This window comes from Pantoea sp. M_9, from assembly GCF_008631385.1.
In the GTDB taxonomy this organism is placed as follows: Bacteria; Pseudomonadota; Gammaproteobacteria; order Enterobacterales; family Enterobacteriaceae; genus Pantoea; species Pantoea eucrina.
In genome coordinates, this window is record NZ_VWUF01000001.1 from 171,650 (window position 1) to 196,363 (window position 24,714).

Genomic DNA, 24,714 nt, shown 5'->3' on the forward strand with positions numbered 1-24,714 from the left:
CAGGCGGCCGCACCGGCCGCCGCTTTCCCGCCTTGTACAATCCGTTACACGCTGATACCAATCCCTCACGGAAAGCGAAATCGCTTTTTCATATAGTGTTTTCACCGGCCCCGCAGTGGGCTACATATGAAAAAATAGTCCGAGGATTAAGCGATGAAAAAATTATGTGCACTGGTAATCGCCGCTGCTATGGGTCTCTCTTCTGCTGCTTTTGCTGCTGAGACAACCGCTGCTCCGGCGGCAACTGCCACCACCAGCTCTACTACTGCTGCGCCAGCTAAACATAAAATGGTGCATCACAAACATAAAGCTGCTGCGCAGAAAGCTCAGGCTGCGAAAAAGCATCATAAAAAAGCAACCAAGCCTGCTGAACAGAAAGCGCAGGCCGCTAAAAAGCATCACAAGAAATCAACTCAGCCCGCTGTACAGAAAGCGCAGGCTGCCAAAAAGCACCACGTGAAATCCGCTAAACCTGCTGCACAGAAAGCGCAGGCGGCTAAAAAGCATCACGCTAAAGTTGCGCAGAAAGCGCAGGCCGCTAAAAAGCACCACAAAATGAAAAAATCAGCGAAATAAGTTCGCGCCAACACCACGATGTTGTTTAAAACACCCGGTTATGCCGGGTGTTTATTTACTGGAGTAGCGAAAAATGGTGCGTCGCTATCGCTTCGAAATTATTCTCTTTGTGATGATTCTCTGCGGCATTGTCGCGGCCAGTTTTTTTATTTGATGGCTGTAGCGCGCTGATTACTCCAATATTTCTCCCTTTTTTACCGCTCACCGACTATAGTTATCGCCTAAGCGTGATAACAAAAACTCCCTTTTATTCTCCCTGTCGAGAGAACTATGCGCCTGGCAATTCTGTTATTTATTGGTATTTTCAGCTTTACCCTCACAGCACACGCCGATGATGAAGACGGGCTGAGCTCCGAAGAGATCAGGACGCTGTTTTTTGGTAAAGACCATCGCCAGGCAATAAGCGACGTGGCCGCTGCGCCCTGGGATGCCATTGGCCAGCTGGAGACGGAAAGCGGCAACCTCTGCACCGCCACGCTGATCTCTGCTCACCTGGCCCTGACCGCCGGCCACTGCCTGCTGACACCGCCAGGCCGGTTCGATAAACCGGTTGCGCTGCGCTTTATGGCGGGTGAAAAAGGCTGGCGTTACGAGATTCACGATATAGATGCCCGGGTTGAGCCGTCGCTGGCGCGGCGTCTGCAGGCAGATGGCGAGGGCTGGATTGTGCCGTCTGCCGCCGCGCCTTACGATTATGGTCTGGTGATCCTGCACAACCCCCCTTCAGGTATTGTGCCGATCCCGTTGTTTGATGGCTCACGCAGCGATCTCACCGCCGCGCTCAAAGAGAGCGGACGCAAAGTCACCCAGGCGGGTTATCCGGCCGATCACCTTGATTCACTCTATTCGCATAGCGACTGTATAGTCACCGGCTGGGCGCAGCGCGCCGTGCTTTCGCACCAGTGCGACACGCTGCCTGGCGACAGCGGCTCCCCGCTGCTGCTGAAAAAAGATGATGGCTGGCAGCTCATCGCCGTACAGAGTTCGGCACCGGCGCCGGTCGATCGCTATCGCGCTGACAACCGGGCTATTGCCGTCACCTCGTTTAAAGATAAACTCGAAGAGCTGGCTGAGTAAGCAGGCAGGCGTGCGGTCACGCACGCCTGCGCGCGTTATGCATTCAGCTCAGCTGCTCCATCGCCTGCAGCACCCGCTTATCTGAAACCGGATAGGGGGTACCCAGCTGCTGAGCAAAGTAGCTGATGCGCAGCTCTTCAATCATCCAGCGGATCGCCACTACATCAGCATCGTCCCGGCGCTGCGGCGGCAGCTTGCTGCGCCAGACGTTCCACGCCTGTTCCACCGCCTGTACCTTCAGCATGCGGGCGCGATCGCTGTGCGGATCGGCGGGCAGCTTCTCCAGACGGCGCTCAATTCCCTGCAGATAGCGCAGCGTATCCGCCAGCCGATCGTAGCCGTTGCCGGTGACAAATCCGCGATAGACCAGACCGCTCATCTGCTGTTTGATATCTGCCAGCGCCAGCGCCAGCGTCATATCCACGCGGCCTTTCAGAAACTTGTTGATATTGAACACGCAGGTCAGGATCTGCTCAACCTGCTGCGCAATCGTCACCACGGTGTCGTTCAGCTCCGCCCGCACTTTATCGCGCAGTTGCTCAAAATTCTGCTGCTGCCACGCGGGTCCGCCCGCCTCCGCCATCAGCTTATCCACGCCGCAGGCGATACAGTCGTCTATCAGCTCCAGCACTTTGCCATACGGGTTAAAGTAGAGCCCGAGCTTGGCTTTATTCGGCAGCTTTTCATGCAGATATTTAACCGGTGAAGGAATATTTAGCAGCAGCAGGCGACGCTGACCGCGCCACATCATCTTCTGCTGCTCCTCTTCACTGTCAAACAGGCGGATCGCCACGCTATCTTTTTCATCCACCAGCGCCGGCCAGGCTTTGACCTGATAGCTGCCGCGCTTCTGCTCATAACTCTGTGGCAGGTCGCCAAAACTCCAGATGTGCAGGCCGCTCTGCTCCAGACCATCATCGGCAACCTTCGACAGCGTCTCCTGCACTTTGCCTTTCAGCGCCTGTTTCAGCTGATGCAGATCTTTCCCTTCCTGCAGCTTGCGGTTGTGCTCATCCACAATGCGGAACGTCATTTTAAGGTGATCGGGCACTTGATCCCAGTGCCAGGCATCACGCTCAATCGTCACGCCTGACATGCGCCGGAACTCACGCTCCAGCGCATCCAGCAGCGGCTGTGCCAGCGGCTGGACGCGACCGAGAAACGCTTCCGCGTAATTGGGAGCCGGTACAAAATTGCGGCGCAGCGGTTTGGGCAGCGATTTAATCAGCGCGATGATAAGCTCACGCCGCACGCCGGGGATCTGCCACTCAAAACCCGCTTCATCCACCTGGTTCAGCAGCGGCAGCGGGATATGGACGGTCACGCCATCCGCATCGGCGCCTGGCTCAAACTGATAGGTGAGCCGCAGCTTCAGATTGCCCTGCTGCCAGACATTGGGGTAGTCGAGCTGGCTGACCTTATCTGCTCCCTCTTTGATCAGCATCTGCTTGTCAAAGTTGAGCAGGTCCGGATTCTCTTTACTGGCCTGCTTCCACCAGCTGTCAAAGTGACGGGCAGAGACCACCTCTTTGCCCAGACGGCGATCGTAAAACGCAAACAGCGTTTCGTCATCCACCAGAATGTCGCGCCGCCGTGATTTATGCTCCAGGTCCTCAACTTCACTGCGCAGCTTCAGATTGGTGCGGAAAAAAGCGTGGCGCGTCTGCCAGTCGCCCTCAACCAGCGCGTGGCGAATAAACAGCTCGCGGCTCAGCTGCGGATCGATACGGCTGTAATTCACTTTGCGCGCCGGCACGATGGGCAGCCCGTAGAGCGTCACTTTTTCTGTAGCCATCACCGCGCCCTGCGCTTTCTCCCAGTGCGGTTCGCTGTAGCTGCGCCTGATAAGGTGCTGAGCCAGCGGCTCAATCCACTCCGGATCGATGCGTGCCGCCACCCGGCCCCACAGGCGGCTGGTTTCTACCAGTTCTGCCACCATGGTCCATTTGGGCGGTTTTTTAAACAGGCCGGAGCCGGGGAATAGGGCAAAGCGGGCGTTGCGCGCGCCGGTAAACTCCTGCTTCTCCGCATCTTTCTGTCCGATATGCGACAGCAGGCCGGTCAGCAGCGCACAGTGCACCTCACGATAAGGTGCCGGCTCGCTGTTGACGGGCATCCCCTGTTCACGCACAACCTGACGCAGCTGCGTGTAGATATCCTGCCATTCGCGCACGCGCAGATAGTTGAGATAGTCGCTTTTACACTGGCGACGGAACTGGTTGCCCGACAGCGCCTTCTGCTGCTCCTGAATATAGTTCCAGAGATTAACAAAAGTGAGAAAGTCAGACTCTTTATCAGCAAAGCGGCGATGTTTCTCATCCGACGCCTGCTGCTTCTCAGCCGGCCGCTCGCGCGGGTCCTGAATTGAGAGCGCCGCCGCGATGATCATCACCTCGCGCACGCAGCCAAAGCGCTGCGCCTCCAGCACCATCCGCGCCAGCCGCGGATCCACCGGCAGCTGCGCCAGGGTACGACCAGAAGGCGTCAGCCGGTAGTGCTTATTTTCATTGAGAGTGATGGCGCCCAGCTCTTCCAGCAGCCGTACGCCATCCTGAATATTCCGTTTGTCAGGCGCTTCCACAAACGGGAACGCCGCAATATCCCCCAGCCCCAGCGCGGTCATCTGCAGGATCACCGACGCGAGATTGGTGCGCAGGATCTCCGGATCGGTAAAGGCGGGCCGGCTGAGGAAATCATCCTCGGAGTAGAGCCGGATACAGATCCCTTCCGACACGCGGCCGCAGCGCCCTTTACGCTGGTTTGCCGAAGCCTGTGAAACCGGCTCAATCGGCAGGCGCTGCACCTTGGTGCGATAGCTGTAGCGGCTGATTCGCGCGGTACCGGGATCGATGACATATTTGATGCCCGGCACGGTAAGCGAGGTCTCTGCTACGTTGGTCGCCAGAACAATGCGCCGTCCGCTGTGGGACTGAAACACGCGATTCTGCTCCGCGTTAGAGAGACGCGCGTAGAGCGGCAGGATCTCGGTATGCGGCAAATCACGCTTCATCAGCGCATCAGCCGTATCGCGGATCTCACGCTCCCCGCTCATAAAGATCAATATATCGCCACGGCTCTCCTGCCCCAGCTCATCCACCGCATCAAAAATAGCCTGCAGCTGATCGCGATCGCTCTCGTCCGCCTCTTCCGCGATGGGCCGGTAGCGCACCTCTACCGGGTAGGTGCGACCTGACACTTCAATAACCGGCGCGTTGTTAAAGTGACGCGAGAAGCGCTGCGGATCGATGGTGGCGGAGGTGATGATTACTTTGAGATCGGGGCGGCGCGGCAGCAGCTCACGCAGGTAGCCCAGCAGAAAATCGATGTTAAGGCTGCGCTCATGCGCCTCATCAATAATGATGGTGTCGTACTGCAGCAGCAGCCGGTCCTGCTGGATCTCCGCCAGCAGGATACCGTCGGTCATCAGTTTGACCTGCGTGCTGTCGCTGACCTGATCGGTAAAACGGACTTTATAGCCGATGGTACTTCCCGGCGCGGTCTCCAGCTCTTCCGCGATGCGGTTCGCCACGGTGCGGGCTGCCAGACGACGCGGCTGCGTGTGCCCGATCAGGCCTTTTACGCCGCGTCCCAGCGCGAGGCAGATTTTCGGCAGCTGGGTGGTTTTACCCGATCCGGTTTCACCGGCAACAATCACCACCTGATGATCGCGAATCGCGTCTGAAATCGCCTGCTGCTTCTGGCTGACCGGCAGATTTTCCGGAAAGGTGATGCGCGGAGTGCCCGCCACGCGCCGGGCGATGCGCTGTTCGGCAGCGCTGAATTCGTCCGCCAGCTCTGCGGCAATGGTCTGTTGTGCGGCGCTGTTTTTCACCTTTGCCGCACCCTGCAGACGTCGCTGCAGGCGCTGGCGATCGCGCAGCGTCAGCGCATCAAGCCGGGCCCAGAGTGGAGCTAAAGGTGATTCAATGGATGATGACATAGAGATGGATTACCTGTTAGTGCAGCACGGCGGAAACACGCGCGGCGCCGGAACGCTTTCCCGGCAGATTCAATCAATTACCGGACGCCATAATAGCATATTCTCAGCCGGCTGGCTGAGACGCTCCGGCTGGCTTATTCAATTAATTCGAACATTGGCCTCGAATTATTACGCTTTTACGCTACCGGTGAACGCCGTAGAGTATGACGCATTGAGCGGGAAGCCCGCCACATAACCCACAGGAACCTATTATGAGCCACGTATTAATTCTTAAGTCCAGTATCCTTGCCGGTTATTCCCAGTCAGGCCAGCTGGCTGACTTTTACGCTGAAGAAGCGCGCGCCAACGGCGACAGCGTAACCGTACGCGACCTGGCTGCCGATCCGGTACCGGTACTGGATGGTGAACTGGTGGGTGCTCTGCGTCCTTCAGATGCGCCGCTTTCTCCGCGTCAGCAGGAGGCGCTGGCGCTCTCCGATGCGCTGATCGCTGAGCTGCAGGCGCATGACACCATTGTTATTGCGGCACCGATGTACAATTTCAACATCCCGACGCAGCTGAAAAACTACTTTGACCTGATTGCCCGCGCGGGCGTGACTTTCCGCTACACCGAAGCGGGTCCGGAAGGTCTGGTTAAAGGCAAACGTGCGGTGATCCTGAGCAGCCGTGGCGGTATCCACAAAGATACCCCAACCGATCTGCTGACGCCGTATGTGAAGCTGTTCCTTGGCTTTATCGGTATCACTGACGTTGAGTTTGTGTTTGCCGAAGGGATCGCCTACGGTCCGGAAGTGGCGACCAAAGCGACCGCTGATGCGAAAGATGCGATTAAACAGCGCGTCTCTGCCTGATTAGAAAAATGATTTGCTGATTTATTTTTTACCGGGCCTGAGCGCCCGGTTTTTTATTTTAACGTCAATATATCTTTGCTTCCCATCCCCTGCCCGCCTTTTTAATTTACACTGCCGCATCGCTCTCTCATTCTGCTTTACGATTTCAACTCTCTTACTGACAACCCGCACCCGCTTTTTAATTAAAGCGCAGCACTGCCAGACTTCTGATAAAAATCGAAATACGAAAGTTTTCATGTCAGTAACGTGGCACGATTAATTCGCAATCAAATCCAGCCACAGAGGCTGGAAATGATTTCTACCTTTACCTCAAATGCTGAATATTTTTCCCAAGGAGAATAACATGGCCTTACTGTTATGCTATATCCCTGTAAGCAATACTCTGCCCGGACAAACTGCAAACGTTAATCATTTCCCGGGCGTTAGCGAAAAAATTAAAATGTTTGAGATGCCTGTCAAAGCAACTGGTAATTGTAGAGCGCAGCTGAAGCCGAATGCTGAATTTGCAAGTGGGATCGCTACCCTGAAAGCGGAAAGGAAGGTTTCGCAACTGACATCAGCTTTTGAAAAACTTCATAGTACAGGCAACCGCACGCTATCATCTTCCGCAACACGCCCCATCGCTGCACGGGTTATAGCGACGACTGTAGCGGCGCCAGCTGCGGTGGTACAGGATATCTCTATCGCCCGCCAGAGTGTATCAGCATCTTCTCAGGCAGAAGCAAAACCTGATCCTGTAACCGTTCAGGCAAAAAGTTCAGCCGGACATAAAGACGCGCCCTCATTGCTGACCCAAATTAAGCATCAGTTTACGCAGATATGGTCATCCCTAAAAAATTATATGTCATCACTGACAGATATATTCCGGCAGCAACAGAGCAAAAATGAAGCCAGATTTGAAAATGTCGCCAGAAACAAATCTGAAGGCTGCGGAACGATGATTGAAATATTAAACGCATATGGCAATAGCCCTTGCAAAGCTCTCTTTCTATATAACGCAGCAAAACAGGAGCTAATATTTAATGCTATAAATGAAATCATTGCTCAGGCAGGGAAAGAAAATAAAGAAATCGATCTGCGTAAACTATGCGATCAGGCTAATCGCTATGCGGTTAATTCAGGCGCTAACGCCAGCTTTTTCACGTTATCAAAAAACAATACCATTGAGCACAATATAAAATATGGCGTGCCGACTATGCAGCAGCGCGTCAGTCGGGTACAGGAAGACATTAGAAGTAAAAACGCAACCTCCGCAACCTTACGTCGCAATTCGCAGAGCTTAAGTGGGCGCCAGCGCGCTAACTCAGTACAGTCAATAACCCAGAGGATGGTTAATGAGGCCTATTCAAAACTGTTTAATGATATACACAATGACAAAAGAAATATTTATGGTACACGCCACAGCTTCGACCGAAACGAAATGCGTGCCGCGTTGCTTGAAGGGCAGCCAGCGCTGGCAGGCTTACGTACCAGCAGTGCAGCGTAATGTCTGACAGCAGCATATCCCTGGTAAGCCACACCCGGTGGCGGGAAAGCCCTGAGCCTCTCGCCACCGGTTACTTCCGCAGCCACTGGCCGTTGATGCCGCGCACATATTCCCCTGCGCTGGCCCGGTTCACCAGCTTCTCTCCGGCAATCCGCGCGACGTCGCTGGTTGTAAGCCTGTTTTGCCCGGCAATGCGCTGGTACGCCATTCGGCGGCCCTCATTGATACGACTCACCAGCGCCAGCGTGACCTCATCCTGCTGCCGGGCAGCAAGATAGCCGCTCAGCGTTTCCCCGACCCGACCCTGCTGCCGCGCCTCATCCAGCGTCAGCGCGTGCGCCGGACCGGCCAGCAAAGCCAGCAGCGCAACAGCGCGTATTGTTCGGTTGCGAACCATCAGAACAGCCCGCTCTGGTTCTGCAGCAGCGCCTCAACATCCTTATCCACCTTGATGTGGATCTCATGCTCAATTTTCACATTCATATTTATCGTAATCGGCGCATCGGGAGCGGCCACTTCAATCCGCGGTACGCATCCTGTTAGCACAACGCTGCCTGCCAGCAGCGCACCTCTTAACCTCATCATCAGGGATCCCTCTTTGATGGCAGGGTGGCGTTCTGCTCCACCCAGGATTGTAAATTATCGCCAAAGCGCAGGCTGCGCCATAGCTGGAACAGATTCTCCTGATGACGATAGTTGAGATTGATTGTCTGGCGCCGGTTACTGAACTGGCTGACGCCGGTGACCTGCGACTGCATCACCAGATTACCGGTATTATCCAGATCGAGTGTGGCCCAGGAGCGTGAAATCTCCAGATAGCGCAGCCAGCTCAGCGCCGCCCCGGCGGCGACATTGTCTTTCACAATCGCGTCTGCCGTATCCTTATCCAGCCGAAACGTGAGCGGCCCGCTGTTAGCGATCCAGCCATTTCTGATCAGCCACTGCGGATTACTGAGCCAGAGCGGCAGCTCGCCGTTCACCTTACCCGACATGGCAAACTGTTTGGGCTTGAGTGCCGTCACCAGCCGGCTGAGATCGATCTGGCGTAGCGAAATCCTGGCCGCTTCGCGCTGCGGCATGCGCAGCGCCGGCATACTGACGTGCCCGCCCAGCAAATCGAGCGTCACGTTACTCAGGGTAAGCGGCTCTCTCTCCTGCCAGGGATAGTAACCCTGCAGATCGGCCGTGATATTCTGCAGCGCAAACTGATTGTTAACCTCGCGGATACGCAGCGAAACCGGTCCGCGCCGCCCCAGCTGCCACTGCTGAGCGCGATAGCGAAACGGCAGCGCAAAGTCGATGCCGTTGATGTCACTGTCCGGCAGCAGCAGACTGCCCTGCTGAACCGCAAAGAAGCCGCCTGCCTGAAATTCCTGGCGGGCTCCGGCTGAAAACGCAACCTGCGCCCGCAGCTCACCGCTGCGGATACGCATTTTTAAGTCGTTATTGAGCAGTGGCTGGAACACACGCAGCGACTGTGCCGGCCACCAGGCCTCACCGCGTAGCCGCTCACCATCCCAGCGCCCGTGCACGCGCAGCGGGCCGATATCTTCAGCGCGCAGTTCACCACGCCATAAAAACCGTGCCGGATCGCGCCCTTTTACATCAAATGTCAGCCCTGCAGGCGGCAGCCAGCCGCCGTAGCTGAAGTGCGTTTGCCCTGCATCAAGACGAAAACTGCCTGTAAAACCGGGCTGCGTGCTATCCCGCTGCCAGTTCAGCGGTGCAGTGAGCCGGATACGCGGCCGATCAATCTGCACCGGCCCCCACGCCAGCTGATTCAGGCCGGTATTGAGCGTATCCAGCGTAATGCGCTGATCCAGCCAGCTGCCGGTACCTGTAACATCCCACTCTGCATTAAACGGCTGCAGTTTGCCGTCGCCCCAGTAGCGCCAGCGCCAGCTGCCGCTGTCTGGCCAGAACGCGGCCGCGCGGCCATCCAGATGCAGCGTAAAGTGACCATAGTCGCGCTTATGCGCCGTCAGAATCGCCTGCAGCCGGCCATCAATGCCCTGCGCTGAGAGCGAAACGCCCGCCAGCGGCCAGCGCGCTTCATCCACTTCCGGGAGATCCAGCAGCTGACCGCGCAGGCGCAGCAGCGCACCCGGCTGGAACGTCAGCGTCGGCGCGCTGAGGGCGCCGCGCAGCTCGCCGGGCAGGCTGCCATAGAGCTGCAGCCCGGCAAATTTACTCTCGCCGGTAATGCGCAGCGGCAGCGCGTTATCCGTTATGCGCAGCGGTCCCGGCCCGACGCTCAGTACTACATTACCTTTCCCGCCGCGCCCCTGCGTCAGCAGATTCAGCCGTCCCTGCACGCGCAGGTTGTCCATTCCCTGCTGCCATCCGGTCAGCCTCAGCCCCACGCCGCCTGACAGCATCTGACCGGCTAAAGGCCAGCGCCAGCGCCCGCCGGCGATCTGAAACGTGTCGCGGTCGCTCTGCCACGGCAGCTCAAGCAGCGGTGTCTTATCGCCCTGCTCCTGAACGATTAATTTACCCTGCTGCTGCTGCCACTGCAGATCCAGCGTCAGCGGCTGCGGCCACTGAGCCACGCGCAGCTCACTCTGCAGTGAACCGGTCACTGGTAAGCCATCTGCAAATGCAGGCAGCGTCACGCTGCCATGCAGCGCTAGTGGTTGTGCCAACAAAGTATGTTGTAACTTAAAAGCGTTTACCGTCAGCGTCTGGCCCTGCAGGCGCGCGCTCAGGCTGAGATTATCGCCGCGATAGCGCAGCTGCTGCTGTTCCGGTGCAAGCGTGAGATCAAGTTCACCGGCATAGTGCTGCCACGGCAGAACGGCCAGCCTGCCGATATGCACATCGGCTCCCGGCAGGCGCTGCTGCCAGTCGGCCAGCGTACGCGGTACGGCGGAAGCTGGCTGCGATGGCAGCGACTGCCAGCAGGCGCTGTTAAGCGTGACGCGCTGCGCGCTAAGCTGCCAGCGCTGCTGTGAGCGCCCCAGCGCCACCTGTTCAACCTCAGCCAGCGTACAGCTGCCCGTCAGGTAACGCAGCTGCGGCAGCGTCACTGCACCCTGCTGCCAGCCCGGCCTGCCCGTGATTTCGATGCGCGTTTCATCCGGCAGCCAGATGCCGGCCAGCCGTGGCAGCCACTGCGTCAGCGTCAGCAGCAGGCCCAGCAGCAGCAGAATCAGCGCCAGCAAGGCGGCAAGTAGTCGGCGAAGGCCACGCGTCATGGCGGGTAACTATCCTGTTGTTTATATTTTCCTGCCGAAATGATGGCACGTAATCATTCGCAAATGAAGGTGTTAGCCTGGTCTGCTGCGTGAAGAAAAGCAAAGTCGCGCAGAAACCGTTATCCTTTGATGATACCGACATGGCATTTTTCAGGAGCGAAACAATGAAAGTTGCGGTTTACAGCACCAAGCACTATGACCAGAAATATTTAGAGCAGGTCAACGCCCGTTTTGGATTTGAGCTGGTGTTTTTTGACTTCCTGCTCAGCGAGGATACGGCAAAAAATGCCGCCGGCTGTGACGCGGTCTGTATTTTCGTAAATGACGACGGCGGCAGAGCGGTGCTGGAGGAGCTGGCGGCATTGGGCATTAAGTATATTGCTCTGCGCTGTGCCGGATTCAATAACGTCGATCTGCAGGCGGCTGCTGAGCTGGGCCTGGAGGTAGTACGCGTGCCCGCCTACTCCCCGGAAGCGGTGGCGGAACACACGGTGGGTATGATGATGGCGCTGAATCGCCGCATTCATCGTGCTTATCAGCGCACCCGTGACGCAAACTTTTCGCTCGATGGCCTGACCGGCTTCAACATGCATAATAAAACCGCAGGCGTGGTCGGTACGGGAAAAATCGGCGTGGCTACGCTGCGCATCCTGAAAGGCTTTGGCATGAAGCTGCTGGCCTATGATCCCTACCCGAGCGACGCTGCGCTTGAGCTGGGTGCAGAATATGTCGATCTGAAAACGCTGTTTGCCCGCTCGGATGTGATTACGCTGCACTGCCCGATGACGCCGGAAAATCATCATCTGCTCAACGCACAGGCGTTCAGCGAAATGAAAGATGGCGTGATGATCATCAATACCAGCCGTGGCGGCCTGATCGATTCGCAGGCGGCGATTGAAGCGCTGAAACAGCAGAAGATTGGTTCGCTGGGAATGGACGTCTATGAAAATGAACGCGACCTGTTTTTTGAGGACAAATCGAACGACGTCATTCAGGACGACATTTTCCGCCGCCTCTCTGCCTGCCACAACGTGCTGTTCACCGGACATCAGGCGTTTCTGACCGCAGAAGCCCTGACCGCCATCTCAGAAACCACGCTGAGTAATCTGCAGCAGCTCGATCAGGACGAGGCGTGCCCGAACCGGGTTAAGCCCTGAAATAGTGTGCCCGCATCAGCGGGCGCAGGTGCCACCCATCAGCGCCTGTTCATCGCAGCGGCGGCCGTTTGACAGCTGACACATGCCGATACGTGAACCATCCAGCTGGCGGGAAAATGCCAGCGTGCCCCCGGCCCCGCTGCAGCTGCTTTCTGCCATCGCGGACATCACCACGTGCGGCTGGACGTGAGCCGCGGTCGCCTGCTGCGGCGGTTCGTTATCAGGGGTACTGCTGCAGGCGGAGAGCAGCAGTGCTGCACCAGCCAGCAGTAAAGAGGCAGCTTTCATTAGTCGGACTCCGGGGACAGGGGACGAAAAGTGTTCACAGCATATGACAGCCTCCGCTGCGAATCGAGTGCGGACATAGCTTTTTACAAAATTTCAGACCTTTCATTGCAAGCAGAATTATCCTGAAGAGAAGATTTTTNTTCTAAAATAATCCGTTATTTCAATTGCTCAGGGGAAATTATGTTAACCGATATGCTGTTACGCATCGCGCTGGCCGGCGTTCTCGGCGGGCTTATCGGACTTGAGCGTCAGATGCGGGCAAAAGAGGCGGGTCTGCGTACCCATATTCTGGTGGGGATCGGCAGCGCCCTGTTTATGCTGGTGTCAAAATATGGCTTTGCCGATATGCTCAGCAGCGACCATGTGGGTCTTGATCCCAGCCGCATCGCGGCGCAGGTCGTCAGCGGGATGGGCTTTCTCGGGGCCGGGACCATCATTATTCAGAAGCAGATTGTAAAAGGCCTGACTACCGCAGCGGGTCTGTGGGTTACCGCCGCCATCGGCCTGGTTATCGGTAGCGGCATGTATGAAATTGGCATTTATGGCACGCTGCTGGCGCTGGTGGTGCTGGAGGTTTTTCGCCGCCTCAGCCACTGGCTGATTGGCCGCCACCATACGCTGATCGTGCATCTGAAAGCCAAAAGCGTCCCGCTGGTGTTACTGGTGCTGCAGCGTGAAGGGATCCGCTACGGGCATATCGCGGTGGTCAACCGTGACGAAGAGAGCGGCCTGTGTGAACTCAGCGTAGAAGTCACCCTCTCCCGCCGGGCACCGCGCCACACCCTTTATGAGAAGGTCATGGACATTAAAGGAGTACAGTCGCTGGAGATGGTATAGAGGCGCAGACCGGGCAAAATTATTAGCCACGGATGCGGCAACAGATTAAAAGCGTTCACGCGAGGCTGGTATTCGCGCGCGCAATCCGTACCATACGCATCCATAACTACAGGTTTATGACCGCTAATGCGGGTTTCAGCCGCCTGTTCTGTTCGCCGGCACTCTCAAGCGTGAAAATAATGTCAGAAAATCAAGACGTAACAAAAAAAGAGCAATACAACTTTAACAAACTGCAGAAGCGCCTGCGCCGCAACGTCGGCGAAGCGATTGCTGACTTCAACATGATTGAAGAAGGCGACCGCATCATGGTCTGTCTCTCAGGCGGTAAAGACAGCTATACCATGCTGGAGATCCTGCGCAGCCTGCAGCAGAGCGCGCCGGTGAATTTTTCGCTGGTGGCGGTCAATCTCGATCAGAAGCAGCCCGGCTTCCCGGCGCATATTTTGCCCGCTTATCTTGAGACACTGGGCGTGGAGTATAAAATTGTCACCGAAGATACTTACTCTATTGTTAAAGAGAAGATCCCGGAAGGCAAAACCACCTGCTCACTCTGTTCGCGTCTGCGTCGCGGTATTCTCTATCGCACTGCCAGCGAGCTGGGCTGTACTAAAATTGCGCTCGGCCATCATCGCGACGATATCCTGCAGACGCTGTTTCTCAATATGTTCTACGGCGGCAAAATGAAAGGCATGCCGCCCAAGCTGATGAGTGATGACGGCAAACATATTGTTATCCGCCCTCTCGCCTACTGTCGTGAAAAGGATATTATCCGCTTTGCTGAAGCGCGCCAGTACCCGATCATCCCCTGCAACCTGTGCGGTTCACAGCCCAACCTGCAGCGTCAGGTGGTGGCCGATATGCTGCGCGACTGGGATAAACGTTTTCCGGGCCGCATTGAAACCATGTTCAGCGCCATGCAGAACATTGTGCCTTCGCATATGGCGGATATCAGCCTGTTCGATTTCAAAGGCATCCGCCATGGCGATGAAGTGGTTGATGGTGGTGATATTGGCTTCGATCGCGAGACGCTGCCGGTGCAGCCCGCGGGCTGGCAGCCGGATGAGGATGCAGCAGCAACCGCAGAGCTGCGGCTGGATGTATTAGAGATAAAGTAGTTCTGCTGAGAACCAGAAAGGCGCGGCCCCGAGGCACGCGCCTTTTTTTATTGATGCGGCGGCGGATCGCTGATGGGTGGCACATCGGGATCGTGCGGCGGCTCCGGCTCCGGAATGGGCTGCGGCTGCGGAACAGGCTCCGGAATCGGTACCGGGTCGGTTGGGATCGGCTCACTGGCGTGGATAGCTTGCATCGCTTTCTCCTGTTGCGGAACGTACTTTAAGCGTAGGAAAGCTTTGCTGAACAAGCCAGCATAAAAAAAACCGGCCCTGGGGCCGGTGTCAGAGGAATTAACTGTGCTATGCAGTAATTCGCAAACAGGAAGTAAGACAATATGGAGTACAACGCCCATCGCTTGACGTTGCATTCACCTGCGAAAGAGAGTGTGCCGCGATTTTCCGCAGGATGAGTTGATATCGATCAGCTTTTCCCGCGTTTGCTACAGCCATTTGCGTTTTTTCAGCCATACCGCCACGCCGCCGACCATCAGCAGCAGGATCAGACAAAACAGCAGAAAACCGTGCTGCCAGTTACCGCCCGGAATGCCACCGAGGTTGACGCCAAACAGTCCGGTGAGAAAGGTCGCTGGCAGGAAAATCATCGCCATCAGTGACATAGTATACGTCCGGCGGTTCATCGACTCCGCCAGCAGCGAGGCGACCTCATCAGCGAGAATGCCGGTGCGCGCCACGCCGGCGTTGAGATCGTCCAGGCCGCGCCCCAGACGGTCCGCCACGTCCTGCATGCGTCGCCGGTCGTCGTCACTCATCCACGGGAGCTTCTCGCTGGCCAGTCGCGCATAAACATCGCGCTGTGGTGCCATATAGCGGCGCATAACGATCAGCTGCTTGCGCAGCAGCGCCAGCTCGCCTCTGGCCGGCACCTGCTGATCCATTAGCGCATCTTCCAGCTCAATAATCTTGTCGTGCATATCTTCAATAAATTCGCTGGCGTGATCGGTCAGCGCGTCGCAGACGTCCACCAGCCAGCTGCCACCGTCTGCCGGGCCATTGCCATGCTGCAGCTCGTTGAGCACTTCATCTATCGCGTTAACTTTGCGGCGGCGCGTAGAGACGATCAGTTTGTCATTAATGAATACGCGCATCGCCACCAGCTGATCGGGACGCGAGTCGGCGTTGTGGTTCACGCTGCGTAGCACAATCATAAACCCGTCGCCAAGCCGCGTGACGCGCGGCCGCATACTGTCGCCTGCCAGCGCATCGCGCACGGCATCAGGGATCAGCGGCGTATTCTGCAGCCACTCCGCGCTCTGGCGCTGTGCGTAATTAAGATGCAGCCAGCAGTGGCGCTCGCAGTGGATGATGTCGTCATCTTTAATGGCGATAACGCCACCTTTGCCATCAAACTGACAGGCAATAATCGCATCTGATACCTGTAATGCTTTCCCTTCAATAACGTTCACGTCCCCACTCCACGCTCTCAATCAACAGGCTACAGTCTAGCGCCGCGCCTTTCAGTTGCAATCACGCCGGTGTATGCAAACGTGACGCAAGGTACTCAGTGCTTTTCAATCCATAATTCGCGGCTGTAAGCCACATCTTCCGGATTAGTGATGGGATACCCTTTTACCCACGGTTTTATCAGGCGGCCGTTTGTATATTGATAGAGCGGTGCAATGGGTGCCTGATCGGCAATGATCTGCTCCGCTTTGTTATAATCCGCGTTACGCGCCTGCACGCTGGTTTCAGTACTCGCTTTCGCCAGTAGTGCGTCATACTCCGCGCTGTTGAAACGCGCAATATTCCCGCTATGGCTGGCCGTCAGCAGACTGAGAAAGGTTGAGGGTTCGTTATAATCACCCACCCACGAGGCGCGGATCACATCAAAATTTCCGCTGTTGCGGCTGTCGATATAGGTTTTCCACTCCTGATTTTGCAGCGTAACCTCTGCACCCAGATTCTTTTTCCACATCGAGGCGACGGCGATAGCAATTTTCTGGTGGCTCTCTGAGGTGTTGTAGAGCAGCGTCAGATGCAGCGGCTTAGCCGGACCGTAGCCCGCAGCTGCGAGCAGCGCTTTCGCCTGCGCATTCAGCTCCTGCTGGCTATGCTGCTGCAGATAGCTCTGCTGTGGCGTAAAACCGGCTGTCACATCGGGAGTGAAATGCCACGCCGGCTTCTCGCCGGTGCCCAGCACCTTCTCTGCAATGATGCGGCGATCGATACTCCACGAAAGCGCTTTACGCACGCGCACATCAGCCGTTGGCCCTTTCTGCGTATTAAAGGCGTAGTAGTAGGTCCCGAGCTGGTCAGGGGTATAGACCTCACCCGGCAGGCTCTTTTTCAGTAGCGCAAACATATTTTTCGGGAATGATTCGGTGATATCGATATCCCCGGCGCGGTAGCGCTTGGTGGCGCTGGACTCCTCATTGATGGGCAGAAAGGTCACCTGCGTCAGCACTGAATGCTTGTCGTCCCAGTAATGTTTATTGCGCACCAGGACAATCTTTTCGTTTACCACCCGCGTTTGTAACTGATAGGCGCCATTTCCCACCAGCTTGCCCGGTGCGGTCCACGCGTCACCTTCAGCCTGGATAATTTTTTGCGGCACGGGAAACAGCGCGGCGTTAGCCATCATGGCTGGCAGCCACGGCACCGGTCGTGACAGCGTCACTTTGAGGTGAGTGGCATCGGTGGCCGTTACGCCCAGTTTATCCGGACTCATGCTGCCTTTGGTAATCGCTTCCGCATTTTCAATACCGCTTAGCGCCGCAAACCAGGCAAAAGGCGAACTGTTTTTTGGATCGACCAGTCGCTGCCAGCTATAGACAAAATCCTGCGCGGTGACCGGGCTGCCATCTGACCAGCGCGCATCTTTGCGCAGGGTAAACAGCCAGATTTTATTGTCATTACTGCTCCAGCTCTCAGCGACGCCGGGCACAATCTGGCCGTTTGCATCCTGACTGGTAAGGCCTTCAAACAGGTCGCGCATGACCTGAATTTCCGGCAATCCCACGGCTTTCATGGGATCAAGCGAGGCGGGTTCATCTTTGATGTGGCGAACAATTGTCTGCTGGCTGGCGAGCTGCGCGCCCGCTGGTATTTCAGCAGCAGTAGCCGGGAAAAACGTGCTGCTGACGATCAGCGCCAGCGCCGTGAGGGAAAACAGAGGCTTCATCATCACTCCTTAGCAGAAAAAAGGGCGACCTGAAGTGGGTAATGTCGCCAGCAACTCCGGCAACTGTAACGCAAATTGCTGATTGGTATGTAGCTATTTCCCGGTTTGCTGTTTACCGTTAATGTAGTGCCGGACAGGCGCGCGCCCCGCTCGTTTGCAGAGCCGCTCACAGGAGAGCCCGATATGTCATTTCATCACCCGCGACCGCAGCGCGGTCAGCTCGATGCAGCCTGGCAACAGTATGGCCGCTCGGCACTTGGCGCCCCGCTGCTCTGGTTTCCGGCGCAGTCAGCTGATGAAGAGAGCGGGCTGATCATCGCCGGCACTCACGGCGATGAGAACGCCGCAATCGCCACGCTTTCCGCCGCGCTGCGGACGCTGCCCGCCTCCCTGCGCCGCCATCATGTCATTCTGGCCGTGAATCCGGACGGCTGTCAGCTCGGGCTACGCGCCAACGCGCGCGGCGTCGATCTCAACCGTAACTTTCCCGCCGCTAACTGGCAGCGGGGCGACACCCACTACCGCTGGAACAGCGCGGCTGACGCGCGCGATGTGGTGCTCTCCACCGGTGAGAAGCCCGCCTCCGAACCTGAAACCAGCGCGCTGTGCCAGCTGATCCATCAGCTGCAGCCGCGCTGGGTGGTCTCATGGCATGAACCGCTGGCCTGTATCGACGATCCCCACCACAGCGCGCTGGCGCGCTGGCTGGGAGAGCACACCGCCCTGCCGGTGGTGAGCAGCGTGGGATACGCTACGCCGGGTTCTTTTGGCAGCTGGTGCGCCGATTTAGGGCTGCTGTGCATTACGGCGGAAATGCCGCCGATTTCCGTTGATGAGGCGACCGAACGCTATCTTGAGGCGATGATTAATCTGCTGCGCTGGCAGGCGCCGCATTAAGCGTGCCATAGCTGAACGAGAGCGCGGGATCGACATCGGCTGCCAGCCAGGTCGGGCCATCGAGATCGGCGAAGGCAGCCTGTGAAACCAGCGGCAGCGCGGCCCGGATAGCGCGCGAGGTACAGAGCATACAGCCCAGCATCAGCGTAAATCCCTGCTCCCGTGCGGCAGCAGCCAGCGCCAGCGCCTCTGTCAGGCCGCCGGTTTTATCCAGCTTGATATTGATCATCTCGTAGCGCCCCGCCAGTTCCGCCAGGCTGTCGCGCGTGTGACAACTCTCATCCGCGCAAATCGGCAGCGGATGGACAAAATTTGCCAGCGCAGCATCCTGCCCGGCGGGCAGCGGCTGCTCCAGCATCGCAATATTGAGATCCGCCAGCAGCTGACAGCGTGCCGCCAGTCCTTCCGCTTCCCAGGATTCATTTGCGTCGATAATCAGGGTCGCTTCCGGTACCGCGCTGCGAATCGCTACCAGCCGCTCACTGATCAGATGATTATCCATTTTCACTTTGAGCAGCTTTGCACCGTGCTGCCACAGCGCCAGCGCGCTGCTGGCCATCGCTTCTGGCGTATCGATACTGATGGTGCGCACCGTAGCTACCTGCCCGGCCAGAGGGCGATCGCACAGCGCGGCCAGCGTCTCTCCACGCTGCTGGCGTTCCAGATCCCAGAGTGCGCAATCAATGGCATTGCGCGCCGCACCCGCCGGCATCGCCTGCTGCAGCGCGCTTCGGGTTAAGCCCTGCTGCAGCGCAGGCAGCTGAGCGGCAATCTGCGCCAGCACTGAGGCCTCGCTCTCACCATAACGGGCATACGGGGTCGCTTCTCCGGTGCCTTTGATGCCGTTCTCTTCAATTTCCACCACCACAACCTGCGCTTCCGTCCGGCTGCCGCGCGAGATAACGAACGGCGAATGCAGTGGCCAGGCTTCAGGATAACTCTTCACTGTTCTCATTTTTACACCTTAAAATTGTGCGCCTGATGTGAAGCTGAGCGATTATTACAAGAAAGGTCATCGTAAACCCCTAAAAATTATGGCATAAACTTTAGCGGTTTTCGTAAAGTCGCGCGCTGCGCTGACTTTTCATTTAAAAAGGAGATTGTATGTCACAGAACGTTCACTTTCAGGGTAATCCTGTTCCGGTTGCCGGCCACTTCCCGCAGGCAGGCGAGCAGGCGCAGCCTTTTACGCTGGTCACTAAAGATCTGGCTGATGTTTCGCTGGCAGACTATGCCGGAAAGCGCAAAGTGCTGAACATCTTCCCGAGTATCGATACCGGCGTCTGCGCCGCCTCGGTTCGCAAGTTTAACGAGCGCTCCGGTGATACCAGCAACACCGTGGTACTCTGCATTTCAGCTGACCTGCCGTTTGCCCAGTCACGTTTCTGCGGCGCGGAGAATGTCGCTAATGTGGTCACGCTTTCCGCCATGCGCGGCTCAGAGTTTAAAGAGAATTATGGTGTCGCCATCTCTGACGGCCCGTTAAAAGGCCTGACCGCCCGTGCGGTAGTGGTGCTTGATGAGAATGACAAAGTGCTTTACAGCCAGCTGGTCAATGAGATCACCGAAGAGCCGGATTACGATGCAGCGCTGGCCGCGCTGAAGTAAGTTGCCCATAAAAAAACCGTCCCTGCGGGACGGTTTTCCTGTTCAGAACACGCCAGCGCAGCTATTCACTCTCTCCGCGCTTCTGCCCTAACCCATATTCACGCAGTTTATTGGCAATCGCCGTGTGCGATACGCCCAGACGTTTGGCCAGCTTACGCGTGCTGGGATAAGAGAGATAGAGCCGGGTCAGCACCGAACGCTCAAAGCGGCCGGTAATCTCATCCAGCGATCCCTCCAGCGCCTCTTCACCCAGCGACACATCCAGCGCCTGCTCCGGCAGCACGATATCCTGCGGACGCAGCTCATAACCTTCGAGCTGCGTCATAGCCCGATAAAGCGTGTTTTTCAGCTGCCGGACATTGCCCGGCCAGCTGTAGCGCGTCAGGAACGGCAGCAGCTGTGGTGACAGGCGCGGGCGCGGCAGCCCCTGCTCATCGGCAAAACGCGCCACAAACATCTCCGTCAGCGGCAGAATATCGAGCGGACGCTCGCGCAGCGGCGGCAGATTCAGCGTCAGCACGTTAAGCCGGTAAAAGAGATCTTCACGGAACTCCCCGCGCTGTACCATCTCAACCAGATTCTTTTGCGTGGCGCAGATCACCCGGACATCAACATGCACTTCATGATCTTCGCCTACGCGGCGAAAGGTCCCGTCGTTGAGAAAACGCAGCAGCTTGGTCTGCATACGCGGCGACATCTCACCGATCTCGTCCAGCAGCACCGAGCCGCCGCTCGCCTGCTCAAAAAAGCCCTTCTTCCCCTCCAGCGCGTTGGGATAGGCGCCGGCAGCGTGACCAAACAGCTCGCTCTCCGCCACGTCGTCCGGAATCGAACCGCAGTTCAGCGCGAGAAACGGTTTTTTACCGCGCGCGCTGCGCAGGTGGCAGGCGCGTGCCAGCATATCTTTGCCGGTACCGGTATCGCCCACTATCAGCAGCGGCGCATCGTGCATCGCCAGTTTACGCGCCTGCTCAATGACCTGACGCATTTTGGGCGTCACCGCCACGATATGGTCAAACTCTGACTCATCCGTGACGCTGAGGTTCTGCAGCTGACGTCCCATGCGTGCCGTAGACTTCAGCGTAATCATTGCGCCTACCGGGTTGTCGCCCTGCTCATCGCTGTTTGCGAGATAGATGGGTCGCGCCTCCATCAGAAAATCACGCCCCTGAATCACTACGTGCTGGGTCTGCGCCTCTACCCGTTCGCTCTCCAGCCAGCGCTGAAAGTTCACGCCGCCAATCAGTGACGCCACGCTATGATTGCGGATTTTCTGCTCATCCAGCGCAAACAGATGCTGCGCCGCCGGATTAGCCAGCTCAATCTTGCCTTTGAGATCGATAGAGAAGACCGGTTCCGGCATCGCCACCAGCAGTGCGCTGAGCGCACGATGCTCACGTTCTGAGGGCAGATACGCCACGGTGCGCACGTCGGTCACGCCGGGCGTACGCCGGATCTCTGCCATCAGGCTGCTGAAAGCGTCAAACTCCAGCGCAGAGAAGCTGAGATAGATGCGACCCTGCGGGGCGATTTCGATGCCGCGTAAATCGATATTGCGGGCGACCAGCAGGTCGAGCAGTTCACGCGCCAGACCGATTCGGTCATGACAAAAAACTTCCAAACGCATGGCAGTAAGCCTTAGTCAGGTTTTGATTTCAGAGATAATACGCTAACTTGCAGTACCTCAGAAGGGCTGTGTCATGAAAAGTTGACAGTACAGCACAGATTTCCTTTTCTGCCGGGGAATAAAGAGCTGCTTATGCCGGGAAGAAGTGAAAAAGGCAACGTTTACGTTGCCTTTTAGTATGAGAGCAGAATGAAATTAACAGGAAAGCTGATTATTTAGCACTCTGCTCTGAGGCGGAGCTGCCTTTTGCCAGCGCAGTTTTAAGCTGGCTCACCAGGTCGCGACGGAAGTCACCAAGCCGGGGTTTATCCTCCTCCAGCCACGGCAGCGGGCGGCACAGCTCCATCGCTTTTATACCCAATCGCGCGGTCAGCAATCCGGCACCGATACCCTGTGCGGCGCGGGCTGAAAGACGCGCCGCGATATCCTGCGACATCCAGTCCATCCCCACTTCGCGCACCAGTTCAGACGCGCCGGCAAAGGCCATATTGAGCAGTACCAGGCGAAACAGGCGGATACGGCTGAAATAGCCCAGTTCGATGCCGTAAATCGCGGCGATACGGTTCACCAGCCGCAGGTTACGCCAGGCGATAAACGCCATATCTACCAGCGCCAGCGGGCTGACGGCAATCATCAGGGTTGACTCCGCCGCGTGGCGGCTGATTTCACTGCGCGCCTGGCGATCGAGTACCGGCTGCACCAGCTGTGCGTAGAGCGTGACAGTTTCGCGATCGTTATGCGTCTCATGCAGCGCAGCATACCAGCGCTGCAGCGCCGGATGCGCCTGATCGAGCCGCGCCTGCTGCGCCAGATTTTCACAAAAGGCGCGTGCTTTGCCGATGCCGTGACTCTGCAGCAGGTCACGCGCCACATCGCGCGATTCTGCGCGCTGGCGCAGCCGCCACAGACGCCGCCACTCCGCAATCAGTGCGCCGGCGCCGGCCAGCACAATCAGCCCGCCTGCCGCGCCGCTGCCCAGGGCAAACCAGTCGCGCGCCTGCCACGCATCGTGCATAAACTGTACGCCCTGAGCCAGCACGCTGACGGCGAACACCGCCACGCCCGCAGCGGCTATTTTACGCCACAGGCTGCGCCTGGGTCGCAGCGCCGCCTCCACCCTCTTTTCACCGGCGCCTTCAGGCAGCGGATCTGCCCCGGTCGCCGCGACAAAATCGGCGGTTTTGACGTCAAAAGTCTGCGCAGCACGCAGCGGCGGCTGCGCATCGCTGCTGAGCGGACGGGCAAAATCGATTCGCGCTTTTAACGGCGTCTCATCACTCATCGCAATTTATCTCCCAATAAAAATTCCAGCGCGGCATCCATGCGGATATGCGGCAGAGGCCGATCTATATCCAGCGATTGCGGCCGGAATTGCTCAAACTGAAACCCCTGCTGCTGCCAGAAGCTGTTACCCGGCAAACGGGGCGGTACCTCACCCGGATAAACAGTAAGCGGTTCACCATCTGTCAGCCGCTCACCGCGCAGTGCCGGCAGCTTCTCGCCCCGGTGATCCACCAGGCCACTTTCGGTAGCCTGTATGGAGGCCAGTCCGAGGCAATCCATGCTGATACCTTCAAACGCGGCGTTCTGCCAGGCATCCTGTACCAGCTGCTGCAGCAGCGACACCATATTGGCGTGCTGATCGGCGGTGATGTGATCGGCTTTCGTTGCGGCAAACAGCAGCTTGTCTATCACCGGGGAGAAGAGGCGCCGGAACAGAGTCCGCTGGCCGTAATGAAAACTCTGCATGAGCTGGGTCAGCGCCAGACGCATATCATTAAACGCCTGCGGTCCGCTGTTCAGCGGCTGCAGGCAGTCCACCAGCACAATCTGCCGGTCAAAACGCAGAAAATAATTTTTATAAAAGCCTTTCACCACGTGCGAACAATAGTAGTTATACCGCTGCTGCAGTACGGCAAAATTACTGCCGGCCGGCGCCTGTGCCAGTTTGCTCACAGCCTGCTCATCCGCATCGGGCCACGGAAAAAACTGCAGCGCCGGCGCGCCCGCCATCTCGCCCGGCAGCACAAAGCGGCCCGGCTGAATAAAGTGCAGCCCCTGGCTTTTGCAGTGGTGCAGATAATCTGTCCAGGCGGCGGCAATCTCTGCCAGCTGGTTTTCATTAGCGGGTGCCAGCGGATCGAAGTTATGGCAGAGCTCACGCCAGCGGGCTGACCATCTCTCTCTGTCGCCCTGCAGCAGTCCGCGCATCTGCCGCGACCAGCTGACATAATCCTGCGCCAGCATGGGCAGGTCGAGCAGCCATTCACCAGGATAGTCAACGATCTCAAGATAGAGCGTGGCGGTATCTTTGAAGTGGCGCAGCAGCGAGTTGTCAGGCCGGTAGCGCAGCGCGAGGCACATTTCGCTGACGCCGCGCGTTGGGGTGGGCCATGCAGGTGGCGCGCCGTAGAGCTGAGCCAGCCCTTCATCATAGGTAAAGCGCGGCGTACCGAGCTCGCGCTGCGGCACGCGCTTAACGCCAAGTAAACGCTCTTCGCGTACCACTGAAAATAGCGGCAGGCGCGCGCCGTGATGGACGTTGAGCAGCTGATTGACCAGCGAGGTAATAAACGCGGTCTTGCCGCTGCGGCTCAGTCCGGTGACCGCCAGGCGCAGATGACGATCCACGCCGCGGTTCATCAACGCGACAAGTTCATTTTGCAGTTTTTTCATCGTTCTCCCTGATGAATCGCGCTGACAGACGGCGAAACGCCCTGCTCAGCAGCGGTTCCAGGGCGGCCGCCAGCAACAGGCGCAGCGGACGGCGCGCCACCGATTTAACAGCCCAGCCGGCGAGCCCGCCGGGACCATATGTTACCGCACTGATAATGATGAATTTTCCGGCCGACTTCAACGCAGGCGTTGCGCGACGGCGCAGAGCAGTCATTCGCTGAGTGTGCATAAAGCCCCCTCATG

23 protein-coding genes are annotated in these 24,714 nt (G+C 57.5%); 10 read left to right on the plus strand and 13 right to left on the minus strand.

What is annotated here, in order from left to right; genetic code table 11:
- The first annotated feature begins 153 nt into the window (after positions 1-153).
- Together asr and F3I15_RS00720 are read left to right on the plus strand one after the other, a co-directional pair.
- The gene (gene asr / locus F3I15_RS00715) at positions 154-576 is read left to right on the plus strand and encodes an acid resistance repetitive basic protein Asr (protein ID WP_150016181.1); all 423 of its coding nucleotides are present in this window, start codon (positions 154-156) and stop codon (positions 574-576) included.
- 270 nt (positions 577-846) lie between these two features.
- Positions 847-1,653, plus strand: a complete 807-nt coding sequence (locus F3I15_RS00720) for a serine protease (protein WP_150016182.1) — start codon at positions 847-849, stop codon at positions 1,651-1,653.
- A 43-nt stretch (positions 1,654-1,696) separates the two neighbouring features.
- Here F3I15_RS00720 and hrpA read toward each other — a convergent pair whose 3' ends face one another.
- Positions 1,697-5,593, minus strand: a complete 3,897-nt coding sequence (gene hrpA, locus F3I15_RS00725; protein WP_150016183.1) for an ATP-dependent RNA helicase HrpA — start codon at positions 5,591-5,593, stop codon at positions 1,697-1,699.
- Between hrpA and F3I15_RS00730 the strand changes: the two genes are divergently transcribed.
- From F3I15_RS00730 to F3I15_RS00740, 3 genes are all read left to right on the plus strand, one after another.
- Positions 5,580-5,828, plus strand: a complete 249-nt coding sequence (locus F3I15_RS00730; protein ID WP_150016184.1) for a hypothetical protein — start codon at positions 5,580-5,582, stop codon at positions 5,826-5,828. The genes hrpA and F3I15_RS00730 overlap by 14 nt on opposite strands.
- Positions 5,829-5,844: 16 nt before the next feature.
- Positions 5,845-6,444, plus strand: coding sequence for an FMN-dependent NADH-azoreductase (gene azoR / locus F3I15_RS00735; protein WP_094110923.1), 600 nt, complete (start codon positions 5,845-5,847; stop codon positions 6,442-6,444).
- A gap of 343 nt (positions 6,445-6,787) precedes the next feature.
- The gene (locus F3I15_RS00740; RefSeq protein WP_150016185.1) at positions 6,788-7,930 is read left to right on the plus strand and encodes a hypothetical protein; all 1,143 of its coding nucleotides are present in this window, start codon (positions 6,788-6,790) and stop codon (positions 7,928-7,930) included.
- Positions 7,931-8,000: 70 nt separating this feature from the next.
- On the opposite strand, the gene F3I15_RS00745 is transcribed toward F3I15_RS00740, so the two are convergent.
- Genes F3I15_RS00745 through F3I15_RS00755 form a run of 3 tightly spaced genes read right to left on the minus strand, consistent with a single transcriptional unit; the run spans position 8,001 to position 11,127 of the window.
- Positions 8,001-8,327: a YdbL family protein gene (locus F3I15_RS00745; protein ID WP_150016186.1), complete on the minus strand. Its 327-nt coding sequence runs from the start codon at positions 8,325-8,327 to the stop codon at positions 8,001-8,003.
- Positions 8,327-8,512, minus strand: a complete 186-nt coding sequence (locus tag F3I15_RS00750) for a YnbE family lipoprotein (protein WP_370513324.1) — start codon at positions 8,510-8,512, stop codon at positions 8,327-8,329. Before F3I15_RS00750 ends, F3I15_RS00745 begins: the two co-directional genes overlap by 1 nt.
- Before the next feature lie 2 nt (positions 8,513-8,514).
- A complete protein-coding gene (locus F3I15_RS00755) occupies positions 8,515-11,127 on the minus strand; it encodes a YdbH family protein (RefSeq protein ID WP_150016188.1) in 2,613 nt (870 codons plus the stop codon).
- A gap of 164 nt (positions 11,128-11,291) precedes the next feature.
- Between F3I15_RS00755 and F3I15_RS00760 the strand changes: the two genes are divergently transcribed.
- Positions 11,292-12,284 (plus strand): 2-hydroxyacid dehydrogenase, encoded by a 993-nt coding sequence (locus F3I15_RS00760; protein WP_150016189.1) that lies wholly within the window; start codon positions 11,292-11,294, stop codon positions 12,282-12,284.
- A gap of 15 nt (positions 12,285-12,299) precedes the next feature.
- Here F3I15_RS00760 and F3I15_RS00765 read toward each other — a convergent pair whose 3' ends face one another.
- Positions 12,300-12,572 (minus strand): DUF333 domain-containing protein, encoded by a 273-nt coding sequence (locus F3I15_RS00765; protein ID WP_039384475.1) that lies wholly within the window; start codon positions 12,570-12,572, stop codon positions 12,300-12,302.
- A 180-nt stretch (positions 12,573-12,752) separates the two neighbouring features.
- Here F3I15_RS00765 and F3I15_RS00770 point away from each other — a divergent pair, with 180 nt between their 5' ends.
- Positions 12,753-13,409, plus strand: a complete 657-nt coding sequence (locus tag F3I15_RS00770) for an MgtC/SapB family protein (RefSeq protein WP_150016190.1) — start codon at positions 12,753-12,755, stop codon at positions 13,407-13,409.
- A gap of 179 nt (positions 13,410-13,588) precedes the next feature.
- Positions 13,589-14,524: a tRNA 2-thiocytidine(32) synthetase TtcA gene (ttcA, locus tag F3I15_RS00775; protein WP_150016191.1), complete on the plus strand. Its 936-nt coding sequence runs from the start codon at positions 13,589-13,591 to the stop codon at positions 14,522-14,524.
- Between the two features lie 47 nt (positions 14,525-14,571).
- Here ttcA and F3I15_RS18110 read toward each other — a convergent pair whose 3' ends face one another.
- The 3 genes from F3I15_RS18110 to F3I15_RS00785 form a co-directional block, all read right to left on the minus strand.
- The gene (locus F3I15_RS18110; RefSeq protein ID WP_166713867.1) at positions 14,572-14,718 is read right to left on the minus strand and encodes a hypothetical protein; all 147 of its coding nucleotides are present in this window, start codon (positions 14,716-14,718) and stop codon (positions 14,572-14,574) included.
- Between the two features lie 246 nt (positions 14,719-14,964).
- The gene (gene zntB, locus F3I15_RS00780; RefSeq protein ID WP_039384477.1) at positions 14,965-15,948 is read right to left on the minus strand and encodes a zinc transporter ZntB; all 984 of its coding nucleotides are present in this window, start codon (positions 15,946-15,948) and stop codon (positions 14,965-14,967) included.
- Between the two features lie 95 nt (positions 15,949-16,043).
- Positions 16,044-17,663, minus strand: a complete 1,620-nt coding sequence (locus F3I15_RS00785) for an ABC transporter substrate-binding protein (protein WP_150016192.1) — start codon at positions 17,661-17,663, stop codon at positions 16,044-16,046.
- Between the two features lie 183 nt (positions 17,664-17,846).
- Between F3I15_RS00785 and mpaA the strand changes: the two genes are divergently transcribed.
- On the plus strand, positions 17,847-18,560 hold the full coding sequence (gene mpaA, locus F3I15_RS00790; RefSeq protein ID WP_150016193.1) for a murein tripeptide amidase MpaA: 714 nt from the start codon (positions 17,847-17,849) through the stop codon (positions 18,558-18,560).
- Here the strand turns inward: mpaA and ycjG are convergent.
- Positions 18,529-19,515 (minus strand): L-Ala-D/L-Glu epimerase, encoded by a 987-nt coding sequence (gene ycjG, locus F3I15_RS00795; protein WP_150016194.1) that lies wholly within the window; start codon positions 19,513-19,515, stop codon positions 18,529-18,531. The genes mpaA and ycjG overlap by 32 nt on opposite strands.
- 149 nt (positions 19,516-19,664) lie before the next feature.
- Here ycjG and tpx point away from each other — a divergent pair, with 149 nt between their 5' ends.
- Positions 19,665-20,168 carry a thiol peroxidase gene (gene tpx / locus F3I15_RS00800; protein WP_039384481.1) on the plus strand — a complete coding sequence of 168 codons (504 nt, stop codon included), beginning with the start codon at positions 19,665-19,667 and terminating at the stop codon, positions 20,166-20,168.
- A 61-nt stretch (positions 20,169-20,229) separates the two neighbouring features.
- Here the strand turns inward: tpx and tyrR are convergent, their stop codons facing one another.
- The 4 genes from tyrR to pspD all read right to left on the minus strand — a co-directional run bounded on the left by tyrR (position 20,230) and on the right by pspD (position 24,700).
- Positions 20,230-21,795 (minus strand): transcriptional regulator TyrR, encoded by a 1,566-nt coding sequence (tyrR, locus tag F3I15_RS00805; RefSeq protein WP_150016195.1) that lies wholly within the window; start codon positions 21,793-21,795, stop codon positions 20,230-20,232.
- 211 nt (positions 21,796-22,006) lie between these two features.
- Positions 22,007-23,077 carry a YcjF family protein gene (locus tag F3I15_RS00810; protein WP_150016196.1) on the minus strand — a complete coding sequence of 357 codons (1,071 nt, stop codon included), beginning with the start codon at positions 23,075-23,077 and terminating at the stop codon, positions 22,007-22,009.
- Positions 23,074-24,471, minus strand: coding sequence for a YcjX family protein (locus F3I15_RS00815; protein WP_150016197.1), 1,398 nt, complete (start codon positions 24,469-24,471; stop codon positions 23,074-23,076). The genes F3I15_RS00810 and F3I15_RS00815 overlap by 4 nt, the downstream gene beginning before the upstream one ends.
- The gene (gene pspD, locus F3I15_RS00820; protein ID WP_039384485.1) at positions 24,452-24,700 is read right to left on the minus strand and encodes a phage shock protein PspD; all 249 of its coding nucleotides are present in this window, start codon (positions 24,698-24,700) and stop codon (positions 24,452-24,454) included. The genes F3I15_RS00815 and pspD overlap by 20 nt, the downstream gene beginning before the upstream one ends.
- Positions 24,701-24,714: the final 14 nt, after the last annotated feature.

What these genes read in the sequence shown, in the direction of transcription:
- asr (WP_150016181.1), top strand. Translation starts at nt 154, where the DNA reads ATGAAAAAATTATGTGCACTGGTAATCGCCGCTGCTATGGGTCTCTCT.
- F3I15_RS00720 (WP_150016182.1), top strand. Translation starts at nt 847, where the DNA reads ATGCGCCTGGCAATTCTGTTATTTATTGGTATTTTCAGCTTTACCCTC.
- F3I15_RS00730 (WP_150016184.1), top strand. Translation starts at nt 5,580, where the DNA reads ATGGATGATGACATAGAGATGGATTACCTGTTAGTGCAGCACGGCGGA.
- hrpA (WP_150016183.1), bottom strand. Translation starts at nt 5,593, where the DNA reads ATGTCATCATCCATTGAATCACCTTTAGCTCCACTCTGGGCCCGGCTT.
- azoR (WP_094110923.1), top strand. Translation starts at nt 5,845, where the DNA reads ATGAGCCACGTATTAATTCTTAAGTCCAGTATCCTTGCCGGTTATTCC.
- F3I15_RS00740 (WP_150016185.1), top strand. Translation starts at nt 6,788, where the DNA reads ATGGCCTTACTGTTATGCTATATCCCTGTAAGCAATACTCTGCCCGGA.
- F3I15_RS00745 (WP_150016186.1), bottom strand. Translation starts at nt 8,327, where the DNA reads ATGGTTCGCAACCGAACAATACGCGCTGTTGCGCTGCTGGCTTTGCTG.
- F3I15_RS00750 (WP_370513324.1), bottom strand. Translation starts at nt 8,512, where the DNA reads ATGAGGTTAAGAGGTGCGCTGCTGGCAGGCAGCGTTGTGCTAACAGGA.
- F3I15_RS00755 (WP_150016188.1), bottom strand. Translation starts at nt 11,127, where the DNA reads ATGACGCGTGGCCTTCGCCGACTACTTGCCGCCTTGCTGGCGCTGATT.
- F3I15_RS00760 (WP_150016189.1), top strand. Translation starts at nt 11,292, where the DNA reads ATGAAAGTTGCGGTTTACAGCACCAAGCACTATGACCAGAAATATTTA.
- F3I15_RS00765 (WP_039384475.1), bottom strand. Translation starts at nt 12,572, where the DNA reads ATGAAAGCTGCCTCTTTACTGCTGGCTGGTGCAGCACTGCTGCTCTCC.
- F3I15_RS00770 (WP_150016190.1), top strand. Translation starts at nt 12,753, where the DNA reads ATGTTAACCGATATGCTGTTACGCATCGCGCTGGCCGGCGTTCTCGGC.
- ttcA (WP_150016191.1), top strand. Translation starts at nt 13,589, where the DNA reads ATGTCAGAAAATCAAGACGTAACAAAAAAAGAGCAATACAACTTTAAC.
- F3I15_RS18110 (WP_166713867.1), bottom strand. Translation starts at nt 14,718, where the DNA reads ATGCAAGCTATCCACGCCAGTGAGCCGATCCCAACCGACCCGGTACCG.
- F3I15_RS00785 (WP_150016192.1), bottom strand. Translation starts at nt 17,663, where the DNA reads ATGAAGCCTCTGTTTTCCCTCACGGCGCTGGCGCTGATCGTCAGCAGC.
- mpaA (WP_150016193.1), top strand. Translation starts at nt 17,847, where the DNA reads ATGTCATTTCATCACCCGCGACCGCAGCGCGGTCAGCTCGATGCAGCC.
- ycjG (WP_150016194.1), bottom strand. Translation starts at nt 19,515, where the DNA reads ATGAGAACAGTGAAGAGTTATCCTGAAGCCTGGCCACTGCATTCGCCG.
- tpx (WP_039384481.1), top strand. Translation starts at nt 19,665, where the DNA reads ATGTCACAGAACGTTCACTTTCAGGGTAATCCTGTTCCGGTTGCCGGC.
- tyrR (WP_150016195.1), bottom strand. Translation starts at nt 21,795, where the DNA reads ATGCGTTTGGAAGTTTTTTGTCATGACCGAATCGGTCTGGCGCGTGAA.
- F3I15_RS00810 (WP_150016196.1), bottom strand. Translation starts at nt 23,077, where the DNA reads ATGAGTGATGAGACGCCGTTAAAAGCGCGAATCGATTTTGCCCGTCCG.
- F3I15_RS00815 (WP_150016197.1), bottom strand. Translation starts at nt 24,471, where the DNA reads ATGAAAAAACTGCAAAATGAACTTGTCGCGTTGATGAACCGCGGCGTG.
- pspD (WP_039384485.1), bottom strand. Translation starts at nt 24,700, where the DNA reads ATGCACACTCAGCGAATGACTGCTCTGCGCCGTCGCGCAACGCCTGCG.